The sequence below is a fragment of the Acaryochloris sp. IP29b_bin.148 genome (assembly GCF_028285565.1).
Lineage (GTDB): Bacteria > Cyanobacteriota > Cyanobacteriia > Thermosynechococcales > Thermosynechococcaceae > Acaryochloris.
Window position 1 is genome coordinate 15,661 of the sequence record NZ_JANQOY010000056.1, and the last position, 14,562, is coordinate 30,222.

Here is a 14,562-nt window from a genome sequence, read left to right on the forward strand (position 1 = left end):
CGATTTTGGATCACCACCCGCTGTGTCGTTGGAGAACCATTATCCAATGATGGATAGCAGTACTGACCCGAATTTAGGTCAAATTCTCATTAATCGATATCGGTTAGCAGAGCTGATCGGTCAAGGATCGATGGGGAAGGTCTACCGTGCGGAAGATCAGCTACTGGGGGGCGTTACCGTTGCGGTCAAATTTCTCGCTCAGACCTTACTGAGCGAGAAAATGAAGATGCGGTTTGCCCATGAGGCTCGAACAGGAGCACAACTGGGACAGCGTAGCCTCCATATCGTAAGGGTTTTGGATTATGGGGTTCATCGGAATGAGGCACCCTTCTATGTCATGGAATACATGGAAGGGCGGAACTTAAGTGATTTGATTGCCTTTAAGCCTCTGGAGATTAGCCAGTTTCTGCGATTAATGCGACATATTTGCTTGGGGCTAGAATGTGCACACCAAGGAATCAAAATTGATGGTCAGCACTGTCAAGTCATTCATCGTGATATCAAACCCAGCAATGCATTTGTGATTTCTGATCCCAGTTTGGGGTCTTTAGCGAAGGTGCTCGATTTTGGCATCGCTCAGTTTTTGTCAGACAGTACAGAATCCAATCAAACGGGTTCTTTTATGGGCACGTTGGCCTACTGTTCTCCTGAGCAAATTGCAGGTCAGGATTTAGACAGTCGTTCTGATATCTATAGCTTAGGTATCACGATGTTTGAGGTCCTCACCGGACATATTCCGATTCAAGCTTCCACCAATTCCATTGGCAGTTGGTATCATGCCCATCGTTCTCAAGCACCGAAAACCTTGGCGCAAGTGGCCCCGGCCTTAAGCCTTCCTGACGCTCTTAATGAGCTGATTATGGCTTGTATGGCCAAGTCTCCAGGCGATCGCCCCCAAACGATGGCTGAGATCCTTTCTATTTTGCAATCCTTGCTGGCGAAGGATCTTGATGATGGCCGTTCGCCGATGGGTGAACCGGTCATCCAAGAGCAGCGTAAGACGGATCAGTCAACCATGTCTGATCGAGTCCGAACCTCAGAAGCGGCTCGTGTACCTTCGATCCCAAATCCCCAGCAGCGATTTTGGTCCATTGAAGATGCTGGCTGGAACGTGTCTTGGCCTGCCACAAAACCGATTGCCGATATTGTGTTTCCTCAGTTCTTGCAAACCGAGAAGGAAGAAGCTGTGGCGTTATGGGTGATGTTGCCGCGCTCAGAGGTGAGTCAACGATTACTGAATACGCGCTATAACCAGTTTTTGTGTACGATCCATCCTCATCCCATGGTGCTGTGGATCACCACAATTTACGATCCACTGTCGGGGCCGAAGTGGTTGCCCTGTTACTTAGATTTAAAGGATGCTCGGGGTGAGAAAGCGGTGAAATTATTAAGCCAGAAAGGGTATTATCCGCTTATTTTCTTTGCCCGCGAAGATCCGGAGCAACCGGCTAATGTTTGTACGGTACCTATTGCACCGTACCAAAAACAAATTTTTCAGGATTGGCTGCGGATTAGCCGAGGTGCTGTTGTGCCAGGGTCGGCTATGACCAGCAAACAGATGCTGAAAGCGGAGCTAGAAAAAATCAAGCCTAATATTTTGATTAAGCTCGAAAATGCTCAAGGGCAAAAGTTTAAAGACTAGAGTTGAGCTGATCGGGATGCTCTACTTTGCTGGCGGGACGAATAAGATGGGATGCCAACTACGGTGTACCATCTCTTCAGCAAAACTGGGAATAGATAGCTCCCACAGGCGACCCAAACGACTTTTGCTCTTGCCCCTGTGGAGGAAGATCAGGTGGACAGTTCAATATGAGCATCTATAGTCTGCGGACAGATGGCCAAAGCCTGTCCTAGCCACAACCAACAAGATTGCTGTCTCTATGATGGGTCTGAAGCCGTATCTTTATCTCTGGGGCGAAATAACTGATTTTGGCTGGGCCAGATGAGACGATCGCCCACTTAACCCCGCCATAAATCGTAATGCCATCACCCGCAGTGGGGCAATCCATTGCAATAGTCGCAACCCAAAGCGCCGTCCTTGCACGATTAAAAACCAGCGGTTAGAAAACACCCGATTGAGGATATCAGTAAAGCCTAAGGCCAGCCAATTTTGGCGGCGACGCCACCGTTGGTATTGCTGTAATGTCCTAAGTTCACCAATATCTTGACCCCGTTGATCAGCCGTTTGCAAGATCTGGGCAAGAGCTGCTGCATCGCGAATCCCGAGGTTTAAGCCTTGTCCACCCACAGGGTGACAGGTATGAGCAGCATCCCCGATTAGTGCGAGGCGGTGAGCCACGTAGCGTTTGGAATGCATCCATTTGGCGGGAAAAATAAATCGCCGACCCACGAGGGAAAGCTTGCCCATTTGGGAGCCGTAGCGCTGTTGGAGCCGTTCTAAAAATTGGTCTTCGTCCAATTCTAGTAGGGCTTGAGCTTGGGCATGGGGAGCCGTCCAAACGATTCGACATTGGTTGTTGGCAATCGGCAAAATGGCAAAGGGACCGCTTGGCCAGAATCGTTCATAGGCAATATGATTGTGAAATTTTTCCGGTGCGATCGTAGCCACTAGACAGGATTGCCAGTAATCCCAACCTTGCGTTGAGATCCCTGCGGCTTGACGTGTCTGCGATCGCGCCCCATCGGCAGCGACCAAGACCTGCACTCGTAGGGGATTTGGCGGCACTGACGCTCGATTCTCTGTTCCTGGGGTCGGGGAGACATAAACCTCAACCCCGGTCTGATGATACTGGGTGGCGGTGACTTGGGCTGGGCATAACCACTCCACATGGTCACAGGTATTCAGAAACTGAAGAAGTTCCTTGAGCAAGACACGATGCTCAGCCACATAGCCTAAAACGGGGGTTTTGAGATCTCGGGGCTTAAATTTAACTACGCTGGGGCAGTTGCCATCGGAAAGATGGACCTGGGAAAAGTATTCCACTTGAGGTGCGATCGCATCCCAGATACCAATCCCTTCGTAAATGCGACTCGAACTGAGATGAAGCGCATAGGCTTGGCCTTTAGCCACTGCAATCGATTGAGGTTGGGCTTCGATGATGACGACTTTCAGGCCAGAGTCTTTGAGGGCAGCTGCCAAGGTAGCCCCGACAATGCCGCCACCCACAATTGCCACATCATAATCAAATCCAGGGGCAGGTGACGGACGTTGCTCTGGGGAGCGTAATGAGATCTGGGTAGAGGAAGATCCGGAAGAGGGGGGATGAACCTGGGACATGGAGGGCCTTATTCAACAGGCAATAACAATTGCAATACATCTTCATTGTTGCCTGATTTAAGGGTGTAATTCAACTCGCTACAAACGGATTGTTAATGATGGTAGGGTAAATAGCGAAGAGAAATCGATATTCTGCCCCTTTACCTCTTGAACCCCAAGGATCCTATGACACAAGCTAGCGGTGCCCAACAAGCCACGGAAAAAAGCCTGGAGGCCATGCGTAAGTTTTCTGAGACCTATGCTCAGCGGACGGGAACGTACTTCTGTTCAGATCTGGGCACAACCGCCGTTGTCATCGAAGGTCTAGCCAAGCATAAAGATGATTTAGGGGCACCGCTATGTCCCTGTCGCTACTACGAAGATAAAGAAGCAGAAGTCGCTGCCGCCTATTGGAACTGCCCTTGTGTGCCAATGCGAGAGCGCAAAGAGTGCCACTGTATGTTATTTCTGACTCCCGACAACCCATTTGCAGGCGATCAGCAACAAATCACCGTTGACCAGATCCGGACTGAAACTGACAAATTTTAATGGATGACCTGCCACCTGAATTTTGGCAAGGAGTCGCGGAGTTTAACCAAGGCCAGTATTATGCTTGCCACGATACGCTGGAGGCACTATGGATGGAAGCAACCGATCCTCCTAAGAGCCTTTACCAAGGAATTTTACAGATTTCAGTGGCGTGCTACCATCTGGGCAAAAAAAATTGGCAAGGTGCAGTCATTTTGCTCGGTGAAGGCATAGGTCGATTACAAGCCTATGAACCCGTCTTTGCGGAGGTCAATGTTGAGACATTTGTCGATGCAAGTGCAAACCTATTAGAATGCTTGCAGCAATCTGGACCGGAGCAAGTCAGTATGTTCAGTCAGCTCGTTTTATCGACGAACCAGCCCTCTCAGGCAATGCAGCAGTCTATGGTGATCGGTCGCACCCGGGTGGTGTTGCCGCAAATTACTAGGGTGTCGGATTGCCCATAAGGGAAACCCACAGCAGCGAAGTCAAAGCACCATCGATTCATAGATGAATTAACCGATGCGCAATTTTGCAATGCGAGCCCCTATGTCTAGGTTAAGAGTGAATTTAGTTTGTATTATTCTGTTGGGGTTAGGAGCGATTTTTCTTAATCCCCTACAGGCTCAAAACCAGCGTCAATCTCTGACGTTGCGGGCTGATATCCAGCGGGCCAATGCGAAAACAGGTGTGATCACCGCTGCTGGTAATGTCCAAATCATTTACCCAGAGCATCAGCTAAAGGCAACGGCGACAAAGGCCCAATATTTCAGTCGAGAGCGCCGTATTCTCCTAGAAGGAGATGTATTGGTTGAGCATGCCGGGAATAACCTAGAAGCGGACAAAATCACTTACTTGATTGATGAAGGTCGGTTTGAAGCCCAGGCGGATGATTCGAAGGCTGTAGAAACGAATGTTTACCCGTCTCAGAAATGAGCAACACTGGGTCATGTGGCCCCCGTACTGGGTCTGGGTAGGGACAAGGTTTGCGGATTCTCCTGCAGGATATTAGCAAAGTCTATCAGCGTCGTCCTGTCTTGCAGCAGATGACGTTGACTGTGCATCAAGGCGAAATTGTGGGGTTGCTCGGACCGAATGGGGCCGGTAAAACGACCACGTTTCATATCGCGACGGGACTCACCAAACCGAGTCAGGGGAAAGTTTGGCTGGGAAGCCGAGAAATTACGGCCCTACCCTTGCATCAGCGTGCCAGATTAGGAATCGGATACCTGGCCCAGGACGCCAGTATCTTCAGGCATCTAAGTGTCCGCGATAATTTATTACTGGTGATGGAACAGTCGAGGGTGCCTCGTCAACAATGGTACTCTCGACTCGCTAACCTACTCGCTGATTTTCAACTGGAACAGGTGGCCGATACGCTGGGCATGCAGGTGTCGGGGGGAGAACGTCGACGGACGGAGCTAGCGCGAGTGTTGGCCACGGGGAGAGAGGGGCCTCAATTTCTACTCCTGGATGAGCCCTTTGCGGGGATTGACCCGATCGCAGTGGCTGATTTGCAAAGGATGATTGACCGATTGTGCGATCGCAACTTGGGTATTTTAATCACCGATCACAATGTCCGTGAGACGTTAGCCATTACTGATCGGACCTATATTCTCAGAGAAGGTCGCATACTCGCCGCAGGCACACCATCAGAGCTATATGATAATGCCCTTGTTCGCCAGTATTACTTAGGCGATCGGTTCCGACAGTAGTGTTCTCCTCAGCCGTGAATGAGATGAACTGACGATGCCTAGATTGAGCCGACTGGGACAAGCGATACCGCTGATCGATCGCTACGTGCTGCGCGAATTACTCCCCTCCTTCTTGGGCGGGATAGGGATTTTTTCAGCGCTTGGGGTCTCGGCTGCGGTGTTATTTGATCTATTGCGTCAGGTGTCGGCCGCCCAGTTGCCCATGGGGGTTGCCCTGACGATTTTGGCGCTCCAGCTGCCTTATTTTGTCAGTTTGTCCATACCGATGTCAGTCTTGCTAGCTTGCCTACTGACCTTCTCGCGACTGCAGACGGATGGAGAGTTGATGGCGTTGCAAGCGGCAGGCTTGCCCTTAGGACGGCTAATGCGGGCTAGCGGTAGCTTTGCGCTTCTAGCGATGTTGCTAATGCTGATACTGACCGAAAGCGTTGTGCCTGCCAGCCAAACTCAGGTCCAGCAATTACTGATCCAGACCGCACAGCAGGGAAATTTTGAGCTGCAAGAGCAGCATATTCTGTACGAAGAGGTTGGCCCGAACCAAGCCCTGCGTCGTTTGTTTTATGCCCAAGCGGCTCAAGGTCAGACTCTGTATGGGTTAACGGTGATCGATTGGACCTCCCCCCAAGTACAGCAGGTGATTGTAGCTGAATCAGCCACATGGAACGCCCCCGAACATCTCTGGACCTTTAAGAACGGCACTATCTATGCGGTGGCCCCTGATGGCCAAGATCCATCTCTCTTAGCGTTTGCAGAACAGCAGCTTCAGCTCCCTCAGTCGCCCATGTTAGCCGCAGAGCTGAACCCAAATACGATGACGCTAACATCGGCGCAGCAGGCGCTAGCAATGCTCCGTCAGCGAGGCGATCTGCCTCAAAGTCGAGCCTTGGAAATTCAGATTCACCGAAAAATTGCCTTGCCGTTTACGGTGCTAGTGTTTGGCTGGGTCGGCAGTGCTTTAGGCATGCGTCGTCGTCGACTGTCTGTCAGTAATGGCTTTGGCCTCAGTCTAATCTTTGTCTTAGGTCAGTACCTGCTCATTTTTATGGCGGATGCGGGTGGGCGGTTAGGCTGGATCTCTCCCTGGTGGGGGGCTTGGTTACCCAATCTGGTGACAGGGGTGGGAGGACTCGGCTTATTTCTGGGGCTGCCGCAGCGAAAGCAGTTCCTGTCCTAGCGTCACTCTCATGGCCTCAACATCCACTACAGTAAAGACAGAGCATTTCTGGACAAAGTCGTGGTTGTTAAGCCTGATTGGTTACGTGTAAAAGCGCCGCAATGGGAGCGGGTCGGTAGCGTCAAAGATATCCTGCGGGATTTGAAGTTAAATACCGTCTGTGAAGAGGCGTCCTGTCCCAATATTGGTGAGTGCTTTCACCACGGTACAGCCACATTTTTGATTATGGGACCTGCCTGTACTCGGGCCTGTCCGTATTGTGATATCGACTTTGAGAAGAAGCCCGTTGCCCTTGATCCGACGGAACCCGGGCGTTTAGCTGAAGCAGTACGACGGATGAATCTCAGTCATGTGGTGATTACCTCGGTCAATCGAGATGATCTGCCCGATGGGGGAGCTTTGCAGTTTGTCCGCTGTATCCAGCAGATCCGCATCCTGTCGCCACAGACCACCATTGAAGTGCTGATTCCAGATCTGTGTGGGAACTGGGAGGCTCTGGAAACTATCCTGCAAGCTGCCCCAGAAGTGATCAATCACAATACGGAAACGGTGCCCCGTCTCTATCGACGAGTTCGCCCTCAGGGCAATTATCAGCGCACGTTGGAAGTGTTGATGCGATCGCGCCAACTCGCCCCCTGGATCTATACCAAATCCGGCATTATGGTGGGCTTAGGCGAAACCGATGCGGAAGTTGAAGCGGTCATGGCTGATCTGCGTCAGATGGATTGCGATATTCTCACCATTGGTCAATACTTACAGCCCACTGCTCAGCACTTGGATGTCCAAACCTTTGTACCGCCTGAGCAGTTTGCAAAATGGCAAAAACTGGGAGAACAGATGGGGTTCCTGCAGATTGTGTCTTCCCCACTGACTCGCAGTTCCTATCATGCCGAACAAGTACAGGCCCTGATGACCCAATATCCGCGTTCCCGACCGTAGCGTTATGGGAGTGACACTCTAGAAAGTGTCACTCTAGAGGAAAGTCTAGCCTTAGACAGTTTTTTATGCTGAGAGGCAGAGATTGACAAGCTTGTCTCCGCTAGTAAAGCTCAACGTAGCTCGAAGCCCGTGTAATCGTAAGAGGTGTATCTGTATTGGATATGCCTCTTTGATTTTTTTAACTATATGCTGAGGAATTGACCAAGAGAGTGGTATGAATGGGGCGTACTTAAAATCCTGTTCTTGCTGGGTGGAGGACCAAGGCCATGCTCTCTGTTGCCTTAGTATTGATCGTTGGTTTGGGTAGCATTGGGCTGTATTTGACGGCTTATGTCTATCCAGAAATTCACCGCAAAACCGATATTTGGTGGAGTGGAACCGGTCTTTTCTATGCGCTTATTTTGCTCATTTATCGTCGTCCGCTGGGTTTACTGCTAGGGCATACGGCAAGTGTGGTTCTGCTGGTGTGGTTAAGTTACCAGGCCTTGCAACGACGGTGGGCAATGGTCGAAGCCAATCCCCCTCAGCCAGAGGCTGGAACGCTCAGTGCAAAAGCTAGAGCGGTTATGGACCAGGTTATTGCCAAGGTTGCTAGCGTGGATTGGCAAGGACTGTGGCAACGGATGGGGACGCAAGCGAATGACGGCACTTCAGAAACCTCCATTTTGCCTCCCGCCCTTAAACAGCGTCTGTCAGGGTTGGGAGACCAGCTCAAGGGCATGATCGGGGGCCAAGATCGCACTGAAGCCACTCCCCCAGTCGAGACAGTTCAGCCCTCTAAAGAGACGCTGGTTGACCCACCACCTGCTCAAGTAGCTCAGGAGACTGCAGCTCAGGAGACTAAGGAGAGCCTATCCAAAGCCGATCCTGCTTCTGCGGCTCCAGTGACGATAGAGACCGCCACCACCCCCCCTGCATCAGCTCCTCCTGAAATGCCCCTTCCTGTTGCCGACAAGACAACGCCGGAGGAGCACCCCCACCCTGATCCACAGATGCCAACAGCGGTCAGCACGGAGAGCCAGGATACTCCTGTGATGGGCCCTACGGCTGAACCCCAGACGATCGATCCGCCAGACGCCACAAAAGCAGAACTCAAAGCTGAATTAGATCAGGTGATTTCTAACCTTTCTTCCGAGGAGCAAGAATCCCCCCCTAATCTGCCACAACCCCCTGACCCACTGGGCTAGAGCCTTAGGATCTAGAGTCTAGTTAACTCGGGTAGAGCAGGGAGCCATCGTTGTAGTTGGGGGAGGTAGTAAGCGCAGAGTCCGCCTGTGATTACCCCAAATAAATGACCTTGCCAAGAGACTCCTCGTCGCAGAGGAAGGACTCCCCAGAGAGTGCTGCCGTAGAGTAAACCGGCTAGGGTTGCCGTTGCGATCGCAACCCCACTTTGCTCAACATAGCCATTGGTCAGCAAAAATCCCAAATAGCCAAACACTAACCCACTAGCCCCAATATGATTGGACTTTGGCCCGGCAAGCAACCACACCCCCAACCCGCCGACTAGCCATACCCCTACCGTTACCCAGATAAATACTGGCGTAGAACGTACCAGAATAAGCCATCCCAGAACCACCAACGGCACCGTATTCACGGACAGGTGGCGAAGATTTCCGTGCAATAACGGAGCAAATAGAATGCCCCGGAGACCAATCCATCGACGGGGCAAAATTCCAAATCGATTTAACCGACCTCTGAAGATCACGGTATCAGCTAGTTCTAACCCCCAAAGAACACTGATAAACCCACCCAAAATCCGAAGATGAAGAGTGAGTTCTGGATAGGACACCCATCGGTCAAACTGCATAAACTTTAAAACCCAATCCTATTGATTCAGTGAGCCGTTCTAAGCGAACTCTCAACACCCTAGCAATCCTTAGGAGAAAGATCATGAATAAGCCAGTTCTATTGGCCCTTGCACTCAGTGGTACCTTGACCAGCGTCATCAGCCATCATCCTGCACCAGCCCAAGCTCGCTCCCTAGACTGTCATCAAGTCGAAACCTTAGGGCGTCGATATGAATCCCAATTACTCAGTGCGGTGAATGGCAAGGTCGCTGGTAAAACCCATCGCATCAATAGACGAAAAAAACTCCGCATCAATCAGGTCAAATCCATTGCCTTTGATGGCTGCCGGATGAAGGTCAATGCCCATGTGACACTGAAGCGTAAGGTTCGCCGAGATGCTCATGGTACAGTCAAAATGAAGGCTCGGATTACGTCCTTTAGCCTAGCTCGAGGCAAGGTTTGCTATGACGAGGCCCGAGTCACGGATGTGAGTCTCAGTCGAACGCTAAAGGTTGGTGAACGGGTGTATAAGTGGGTTGCCAATATGGTGCTTCCCAATCGAGGGTGTTACACGATTCGATAATAGAGTTGCCCTTTTCAAGAGTTGGCTATGATCCAGCATGGCCAACTCTTTGGTTCCTATGTGATTTTTATGGACGTGCCGACAGAAAAAGGCCCCACGCTTACTGAACAGTAGATCCCACCATTTACAGACTTGAGGTACCAGGCAGAAGACGACATCTAGGACAGATCACATGCTCGTTCACCCGTTTTAGCGGATAGAGGAGGCCTATCAGTTCATTCTCTACCAGGATAAGATTACTGCGATATCCTCACTCATCGCTCACTGGGTGCGGGTTTGTTTATGGCTACGCCTCAAGTCGAGAAAGCTTTATCTTTGAGTGGTAGCTTTTCATACATTTTCTTCCTCTAAAGATCAGAGTGGAATAATAGCTAACATGGGTCCGCAAGAGACGCTCAAAACAACTTATTCGTCAGCACTTAAAATTACTCTCGTCCCCCTGAGTCTAAACCGTTAGTAATGGTTTGAAATCAAAATGAAAAACATAAAATTCCTTAAAATTGTTCTAATTGCAGTCATGATGATCTATGTTTCTGGATGTCAAAATAGCGACAAAAAGCCCATAGATAACAGCGATAAAAAGCCCATGGATAACAAGGGAATAACTAAGGGAGAGCGATTAAAAGAAGGCCCTAGGAGTCCAGGACCACATGGGCCATTTAGTGCGTCTGACGCTAATCGAGATGGTACTGTAACTAAAGCTGAAATTGATAAGTTTATAGCCCAAGGGCCTGAGAGAAAAGTTGGTTTAGTTACTTATTTCGAACAATACGACACAGATAATGATGGGCAACTCTCTGAAGAGGAGCTTGATTTAGTAGAACCTCCATTTGCTTTTGATGGTACAGATTCAAATGGTGATGGTATTGTTGCCAAAACAGAGGTAGAAGATTTTGTGAAAGAAAGACTATATCGTCAAATGGGTTTAGACGAGTTCTTTGATTTAATTGATACAGATAAAAATGGTGAAGTAACGCCTGCTGAGATTGAAGCTGCCCATGAAAAAGGGCAACTACCAAGAGGATAAAAGAAAAAACGATCAGCAATTGCTCTTATTTTGTAGAAATACTGAGAATTGCGCATATTCGATCTTGAACGTTTTGAGTTGTCAGTTGTTTTATTACAGAAGAGCCTGGCACAACTGCCGAAAATGATCGCCTCGTTTCTCAAAGTTTAGATATTGATCAAAGCTGGCACAGGCAGGCGATAAGAGCACACTTTTGACTTGCAGAGAAGGGGCCAGTTCAGTAGCTCTAGTCACCGCTTTGCCCATCGTTTCCACGATTTCATAATCGTCATATTCAATTGCCTTAAGGCGCTGGCTAAAGGCATCGGCAGCGCTGCCAATCAACAACACCTTGGCCGCTTGAGCCTGAATGGTTTGCAGCCATGCCTGATCATCACCGGCTTTGGCTTCCCCGCCTGCAATCAGAATGGCAGGACTATTGACTGCAGCTAATCCCGTTTGGGCAGCTTCATAATTGGTGGCCTTGCTGTCATTGATAAAATCGACGCCCTGCCAGGTACAGATATGTTCTAGACGATGGGCCACACCAGGGAACGTGGATACGGCAGTTGCGATCGCATCCTTCTCAATCCCCGCCAAATGAGCCACAGCAACCGCTAGCAAAAGATTCTGCTGGTTATGAACCCCCAGCATTCGCATGGAGGATACCGACACAATTGGCTCTCCTTCCACCTTCACCCATTCCTCTTCAATAAAAATATTGGGAATCGGGCAGCGTTGACTATTGCAGGCATCCGGCAAGCTGGGGCCTTGGCTACTCGTCCAATAGGCATCCGCCCATCGCCAAGGCAAACCTTTGATCAAGCCCTGATCATCACCATTGAGAATCTTCTGTTTGGACTGGTTGAGAAGCTGAGCCTTAATTTCGCGGTAGCATTCAACCGTGCCATGACGCTCCAGATGATCCGGGGAGAAGGTCGTCCAGACGCCAATGGTGGGGGCTAGAGTGGGGGAGGATTCAATTTGGTAGCTGCTCACCTCCGCAATCACCCAGTCCAGCGGCTCGCCTGCTAGGGCCAGTTCACAGGCGCTATAGCCAATATTGCCGCAGGCGGGTGCCCGCAACCCTGCTGCCTTAAAGATGGCTTCGACGATGGCAGTAGTGGTGGTTTTACCGTTGGTGCCTGTAATCCCAACCCAAGGGTATTGCTTGAGGTATCGCCAGGCCAGTTCAAGCTCGCCAAAGGTCTCAATACCTTGAGATCGTGCCTCTTCCAGAGCAGGCAGCTGCCACGGTACCCCAGGACTGACCACAATCCGATCAGGATGGTTCAGACCGAGTTCAGCCAAGGCCGACAAGGAAAATTTCAGATTTAAATGGACGGAAATGCCTTCTGCCGCCAAGGTTTGCTGCGTCGCCACTAACCCTTCTGAATGGCCTGCATCACCCACCGAAACTTGCCACCCCTCCCGGCGCAGGAGACGAGCAGCCGCGATACCGGAGCGGCCAAGACCAATAATATGAACAGCAGGCATAGAAGGGAGCAATGTGATTCAGCAATCCTGATCGTATCGCTTGGTGGGCCCTTTGCTCCAATTAAATGCTTCTTAGGGATAAATTAAAATCTTATAGGTCTCTGGCCCAGGAGAAACCGCCTGCTCGACCGCATTCGCTAAGTCCTGAAGCGGATAGCGATCGCTGACTAAGGCATCGACATCAATTCGCTTGTTGAAAATAATATCCGCCGACTGTTTCTGTAGCCGAAAAGAAGAGCTATAGCTGCCAATCAAATCGATTTCGCGACGATACAAGACATTGGGATTAATGGGAATTTCGACTTCATCGGGGAATTCCGCAAAAAACAGAATCTTACCGCCCTTGCGGGTACAGTCGAGGGCTTGGAAAAAGGCTTTATCACTGGGCACGGCCAGTAAGCTGACATCCACCCCCATACCATTGGTCAAATCTTGAATCTTAGAGGCTAGATCTGGATCGCGAGCGTCAAAGGCCGCCGTCGCGCCCACCTGCTTCGCTTTTTCAATTCGCGTGGGTAAGAGATCCGTGGTAATGGCCCGGCCCCCTACATAGTTGACCAGCATCACAAACATCAGGCCGATGGGGCCAGCCCCCGTAATCAGAACCGTTTGCCCCGGTTTGATATCAGCTTTGGTGACAGCCTTCAAGCAGCAGTTGGTAGGTTCTACAAAGCTGGCTTGCTCAAAGGAAATATCCTCAGGGATTTCGATTAAGCCGCCGCGCTGAACAATATGCCCTGGCACTTTCACATAATCGGCAAAGCCACCGCCGCTGGGGCTAAATCCAGCCGTGGTGGTGATGTTTTTATATACTTCGCACATGGAAAAATTGTCATTCAGGCAGTAGTCGCAGTGCATACAGGGAATATGGTGCAGTACGACCACCCGCTGTCCCACCTGCCAGTCGTTGACGGCAGAGCCAACGGCAGCAATCTCACCCGCCGTTTCATGGCCAAAGATCCGGGGGGGCTCATAGAGGGGATAGCGAATTTTTTTAATGTCAGATTGGCAAAGACCTACTACTTTGACTTGGACGAGAACCTCATCTGCACCCACTTCAGGCTTTGGTATCTCTTCGTAGCTGAGCTGATTTACCCCGCGAAAGACTTGAGCTTTCATGCTTCCCGAACCCTAACGAACGTCTGTTTTCAGCTTATCGTGTTGCTTCCTGGCCCTCAAGGCATGAAACCCCACCAGCAGGCAGGGTTTCATTTTAAGAATTATGGGAGGTGATGGGGGCTAGGCACCATCATTGGATGCCAGCTGTTGGGCATTAGGCAAGCGAACTTTATCCGCTAAGCCCAGAGATTGGAGTAACTGCACCATCATCCAAGTGGTATCAATTTCCCACCATTGCAAGCCATGGCGAGCCGATTGAGGAAAAGCATGGTGATTATTGTGCCAGCCTTCACCATAGGTGAGGAGGGCAACCCACCAGCAGTTGGTGGACTGATCATCAGACTCATAGGTTTTGTAGCCAAACTTATGGGTGGCGCTATTCACAAACCAAGTACAGTGATACACCAACACCAAGCGGACAAAAATACCCCAAACCACTAGAGGCCAACCGCCAATAAAGTACAGCAATACTCCAAAGACGATTTGCATGGGGAAGAAGTAATCATCCAAAAACCGGTAAAAAGGATCGGTATTGATGTCTTTCGTCAGTTTGTCAATGTCTGCTTCTGCGGGGATTTCATGAATCATCCAGCCCATGTGACTCCACCAGAAGCCGTTACGGGAATTATGCTGATCCAGATCCGTATCAGAATGCATATGATGGTTGCGATGCAAGCCAACCCACCAAATCACGCCGCCCTCACAGGCTAAGGATCCGCAAAAGACGAGAAAATACTCCAGCCACTTTGGGGTTTTGAAACTGCGGTGGGTGAGCATCCGATGCCAACCCAGGGTGATACCGAGTCCACCGGTAACCCAGTGAAAAAAGACGGCAAAGCCCACGGCTGCCCAGCTAAAGTTGCTGGGTAAGAAGGCAAACAATGCTCCAATATGAATAGCAATTAGGACCACAATAAAGGTCCAATCACGCTTAAGCTGTGATGGCGGTGTTGCGATAGTCATTTAGTCTCTTTGTAAATGAATATTTCGACAA

15 protein-coding genes are annotated in these 14,562 nt (G+C 50.2%); 10 read left to right on the forward strand and 5 right to left on the reverse strand.

Features of this window, described 5'->3' with window-relative positions:
* Positions 1–46 precede the first annotated feature (46 nt).
* Positions 47–1,642 (forward strand): serine/threonine-protein kinase, encoded by a 1,596-nt coding sequence (locus Q0986_RS05860; RefSeq protein WP_299405774.1) that lies wholly within the window; start codon positions 47–49, stop codon positions 1,640–1,642.
* Between the two features lie 261 nt (positions 1,643–1,903).
* Here Q0986_RS05860 and Q0986_RS05865 read toward each other — a convergent pair whose 3' ends face one another.
* Complete coding sequence (locus Q0986_RS05865; RefSeq protein ID WP_299405779.1) at positions 1,904–3,238, reverse strand: FAD-dependent hydroxylase; 1,335 nt, start codon at positions 3,236–3,238, stop codon at positions 1,904–1,906.
* A gap of 165 nt (positions 3,239–3,403) precedes the next feature.
* On the opposite strand from Q0986_RS05865, the gene Q0986_RS05870 reads away from it, so the two are divergent.
* From Q0986_RS05870 to Q0986_RS05900, 7 genes are all read left to right on the forward strand, one after another.
* Positions 3,404–3,766, forward strand: a complete 363-nt coding sequence (locus Q0986_RS05870; protein WP_299405782.1) for a ferredoxin thioredoxin reductase catalytic beta subunit — start codon at positions 3,404–3,406, stop codon at positions 3,764–3,766.
* Entirely contained in the window at positions 3,766–4,212 is a 447-nt protein-coding gene (locus Q0986_RS05875; protein WP_299405787.1) for a DUF309 domain-containing protein, read from the forward strand. The genes Q0986_RS05870 and Q0986_RS05875 overlap by 1 nt, the downstream gene beginning before the upstream one ends.
* Positions 4,213–4,294: 82 nt before the next feature.
* Complete coding sequence (locus Q0986_RS05880; RefSeq protein WP_299405791.1) at positions 4,295–4,681, forward strand: LptA/OstA family protein; 387 nt, start codon at positions 4,295–4,297, stop codon at positions 4,679–4,681.
* Between the two features lie 50 nt (positions 4,682–4,731).
* Positions 4,732–5,460 (forward strand): LPS export ABC transporter ATP-binding protein, encoded by a 729-nt coding sequence (lptB, locus tag Q0986_RS05885; RefSeq protein WP_299405796.1) that lies wholly within the window; start codon positions 4,732–4,734, stop codon positions 5,458–5,460.
* A 34-nt stretch (positions 5,461–5,494) separates the two neighbouring features.
* Entirely contained in the window at positions 5,495–6,634 is a 1,140-nt protein-coding gene (locus Q0986_RS05890; RefSeq protein WP_299405800.1) for an LptF/LptG family permease, read from the forward strand.
* Between the two features lie 60 nt (positions 6,635–6,694).
* Positions 6,695–7,573: a lipoyl synthase gene (lipA, locus tag Q0986_RS05895; protein ID WP_299405804.1), complete on the forward strand. Its 879-nt coding sequence runs from the start codon at positions 6,695–6,697 to the stop codon at positions 7,571–7,573.
* Between the two features lie 266 nt (positions 7,574–7,839).
* On the forward strand, positions 7,840–8,760 hold the full coding sequence (locus tag Q0986_RS05900) for a Ycf66 family protein (protein WP_299405809.1): 921 nt from the start codon (positions 7,840–7,842) through the stop codon (positions 8,758–8,760).
* An 11-nt stretch (positions 8,761–8,771) separates the two neighbouring features.
* On the opposite strand, the gene Q0986_RS05905 is transcribed toward Q0986_RS05900, so the two are convergent.
* Positions 8,772–9,383, reverse strand: coding sequence for a rhomboid family intramembrane serine protease (locus Q0986_RS05905; RefSeq protein ID WP_299405813.1), 612 nt, complete (start codon positions 9,381–9,383; stop codon positions 8,772–8,774).
* An 83-nt stretch (positions 9,384–9,466) separates the two neighbouring features.
* On the opposite strand from Q0986_RS05905, the gene Q0986_RS05910 reads away from it, so the two are divergent.
* Together Q0986_RS05910 and Q0986_RS05915 are read left to right on the forward strand one after the other, a co-directional pair.
* On the forward strand, positions 9,467–9,946 hold the full coding sequence (locus Q0986_RS05910; protein WP_299405818.1) for a hypothetical protein: 480 nt from the start codon (positions 9,467–9,469) through the stop codon (positions 9,944–9,946).
* 475 nt (positions 9,947–10,421) lie between these two features.
* Positions 10,422–10,973, forward strand: a complete 552-nt coding sequence (locus tag Q0986_RS05915) for an EF-hand domain-containing protein (RefSeq protein ID WP_299405822.1) — start codon at positions 10,422–10,424, stop codon at positions 10,971–10,973.
* 93 nt (positions 10,974–11,066) lie between these two features.
* Here the strand turns inward: Q0986_RS05915 and murD are convergent, their stop codons facing one another.
* From murD to Q0986_RS05930, 3 genes are all read right to left on the reverse strand, one after another.
* Positions 11,067–12,449 (reverse strand): UDP-N-acetylmuramoyl-L-alanine--D-glutamate ligase, encoded by a 1,383-nt coding sequence (gene murD / locus Q0986_RS05920; RefSeq protein WP_299405827.1) that lies wholly within the window; start codon positions 12,447–12,449, stop codon positions 11,067–11,069.
* Positions 12,450–12,521: 72 nt separating this feature from the next.
* Entirely contained in the window at positions 12,522–13,568 is a 1,047-nt protein-coding gene (locus tag Q0986_RS05925) for a zinc-dependent dehydrogenase (protein WP_299405832.1), read from the reverse strand.
* 120 nt (positions 13,569–13,688) lie between these two features.
* Positions 13,689–14,531 (reverse strand): acyl-CoA desaturase, encoded by an 843-nt coding sequence (locus Q0986_RS05930; RefSeq protein WP_010479938.1) that lies wholly within the window; start codon positions 14,529–14,531, stop codon positions 13,689–13,691.
* Between the last annotated feature and the right edge of the window lie 31 nt (positions 14,532–14,562).

What these genes read in the sequence shown, in the direction of transcription:
- Q0986_RS05915 (WP_299405822.1), top strand. Translation starts at nt 10,422, where the DNA reads ATGAAAAACATAAAATTCCTTAAAATTGTTCTAATTGCAGTCATGATG.
- Q0986_RS05860 (WP_299405774.1), top strand. Translation starts at nt 47, where the DNA reads ATGATGGATAGCAGTACTGACCCGAATTTAGGTCAAATTCTCATTAAT.
- Q0986_RS05910 (WP_299405818.1), top strand. Translation starts at nt 9,467, where the DNA reads ATGAATAAGCCAGTTCTATTGGCCCTTGCACTCAGTGGTACCTTGACC.
- Q0986_RS05890 (WP_299405800.1), top strand. Translation starts at nt 5,495, where the DNA reads ATGCCTAGATTGAGCCGACTGGGACAAGCGATACCGCTGATCGATCGC.
- Q0986_RS05870 (WP_299405782.1), top strand. Translation starts at nt 3,404, where the DNA reads ATGACACAAGCTAGCGGTGCCCAACAAGCCACGGAAAAAAGCCTGGAG.
- murD (WP_299405827.1), bottom strand. Translation starts at nt 12,449, where the DNA reads ATGCCTGCTGTTCATATTATTGGTCTTGGCCGCTCCGGTATCGCGGCT.
- Q0986_RS05925 (WP_299405832.1), bottom strand. Translation starts at nt 13,568, where the DNA reads ATGAAAGCTCAAGTCTTTCGCGGGGTAAATCAGCTCAGCTACGAAGAG.
- Q0986_RS05905 (WP_299405813.1), bottom strand. Translation starts at nt 9,383, where the DNA reads ATGCAGTTTGACCGATGGGTGTCCTATCCAGAACTCACTCTTCATCTT.
- Q0986_RS05880 (WP_299405791.1), top strand. Translation starts at nt 4,295, where the DNA reads ATGTCTAGGTTAAGAGTGAATTTAGTTTGTATTATTCTGTTGGGGTTA.
- Q0986_RS05865 (WP_299405779.1), bottom strand. Translation starts at nt 3,238, where the DNA reads ATGTCCCAGGTTCATCCCCCCTCTTCCGGATCTTCCTCTACCCAGATC.
- Q0986_RS05875 (WP_299405787.1), top strand. Translation starts at nt 3,766, where the DNA reads ATGGATGACCTGCCACCTGAATTTTGGCAAGGAGTCGCGGAGTTTAAC.
- Q0986_RS05900 (WP_299405809.1), top strand. Translation starts at nt 7,840, where the DNA reads ATGCTCTCTGTTGCCTTAGTATTGATCGTTGGTTTGGGTAGCATTGGG.
- Q0986_RS05930 (WP_010479938.1), bottom strand. Translation starts at nt 14,531, where the DNA reads ATGACTATCGCAACACCGCCATCACAGCTTAAGCGTGATTGGACCTTT.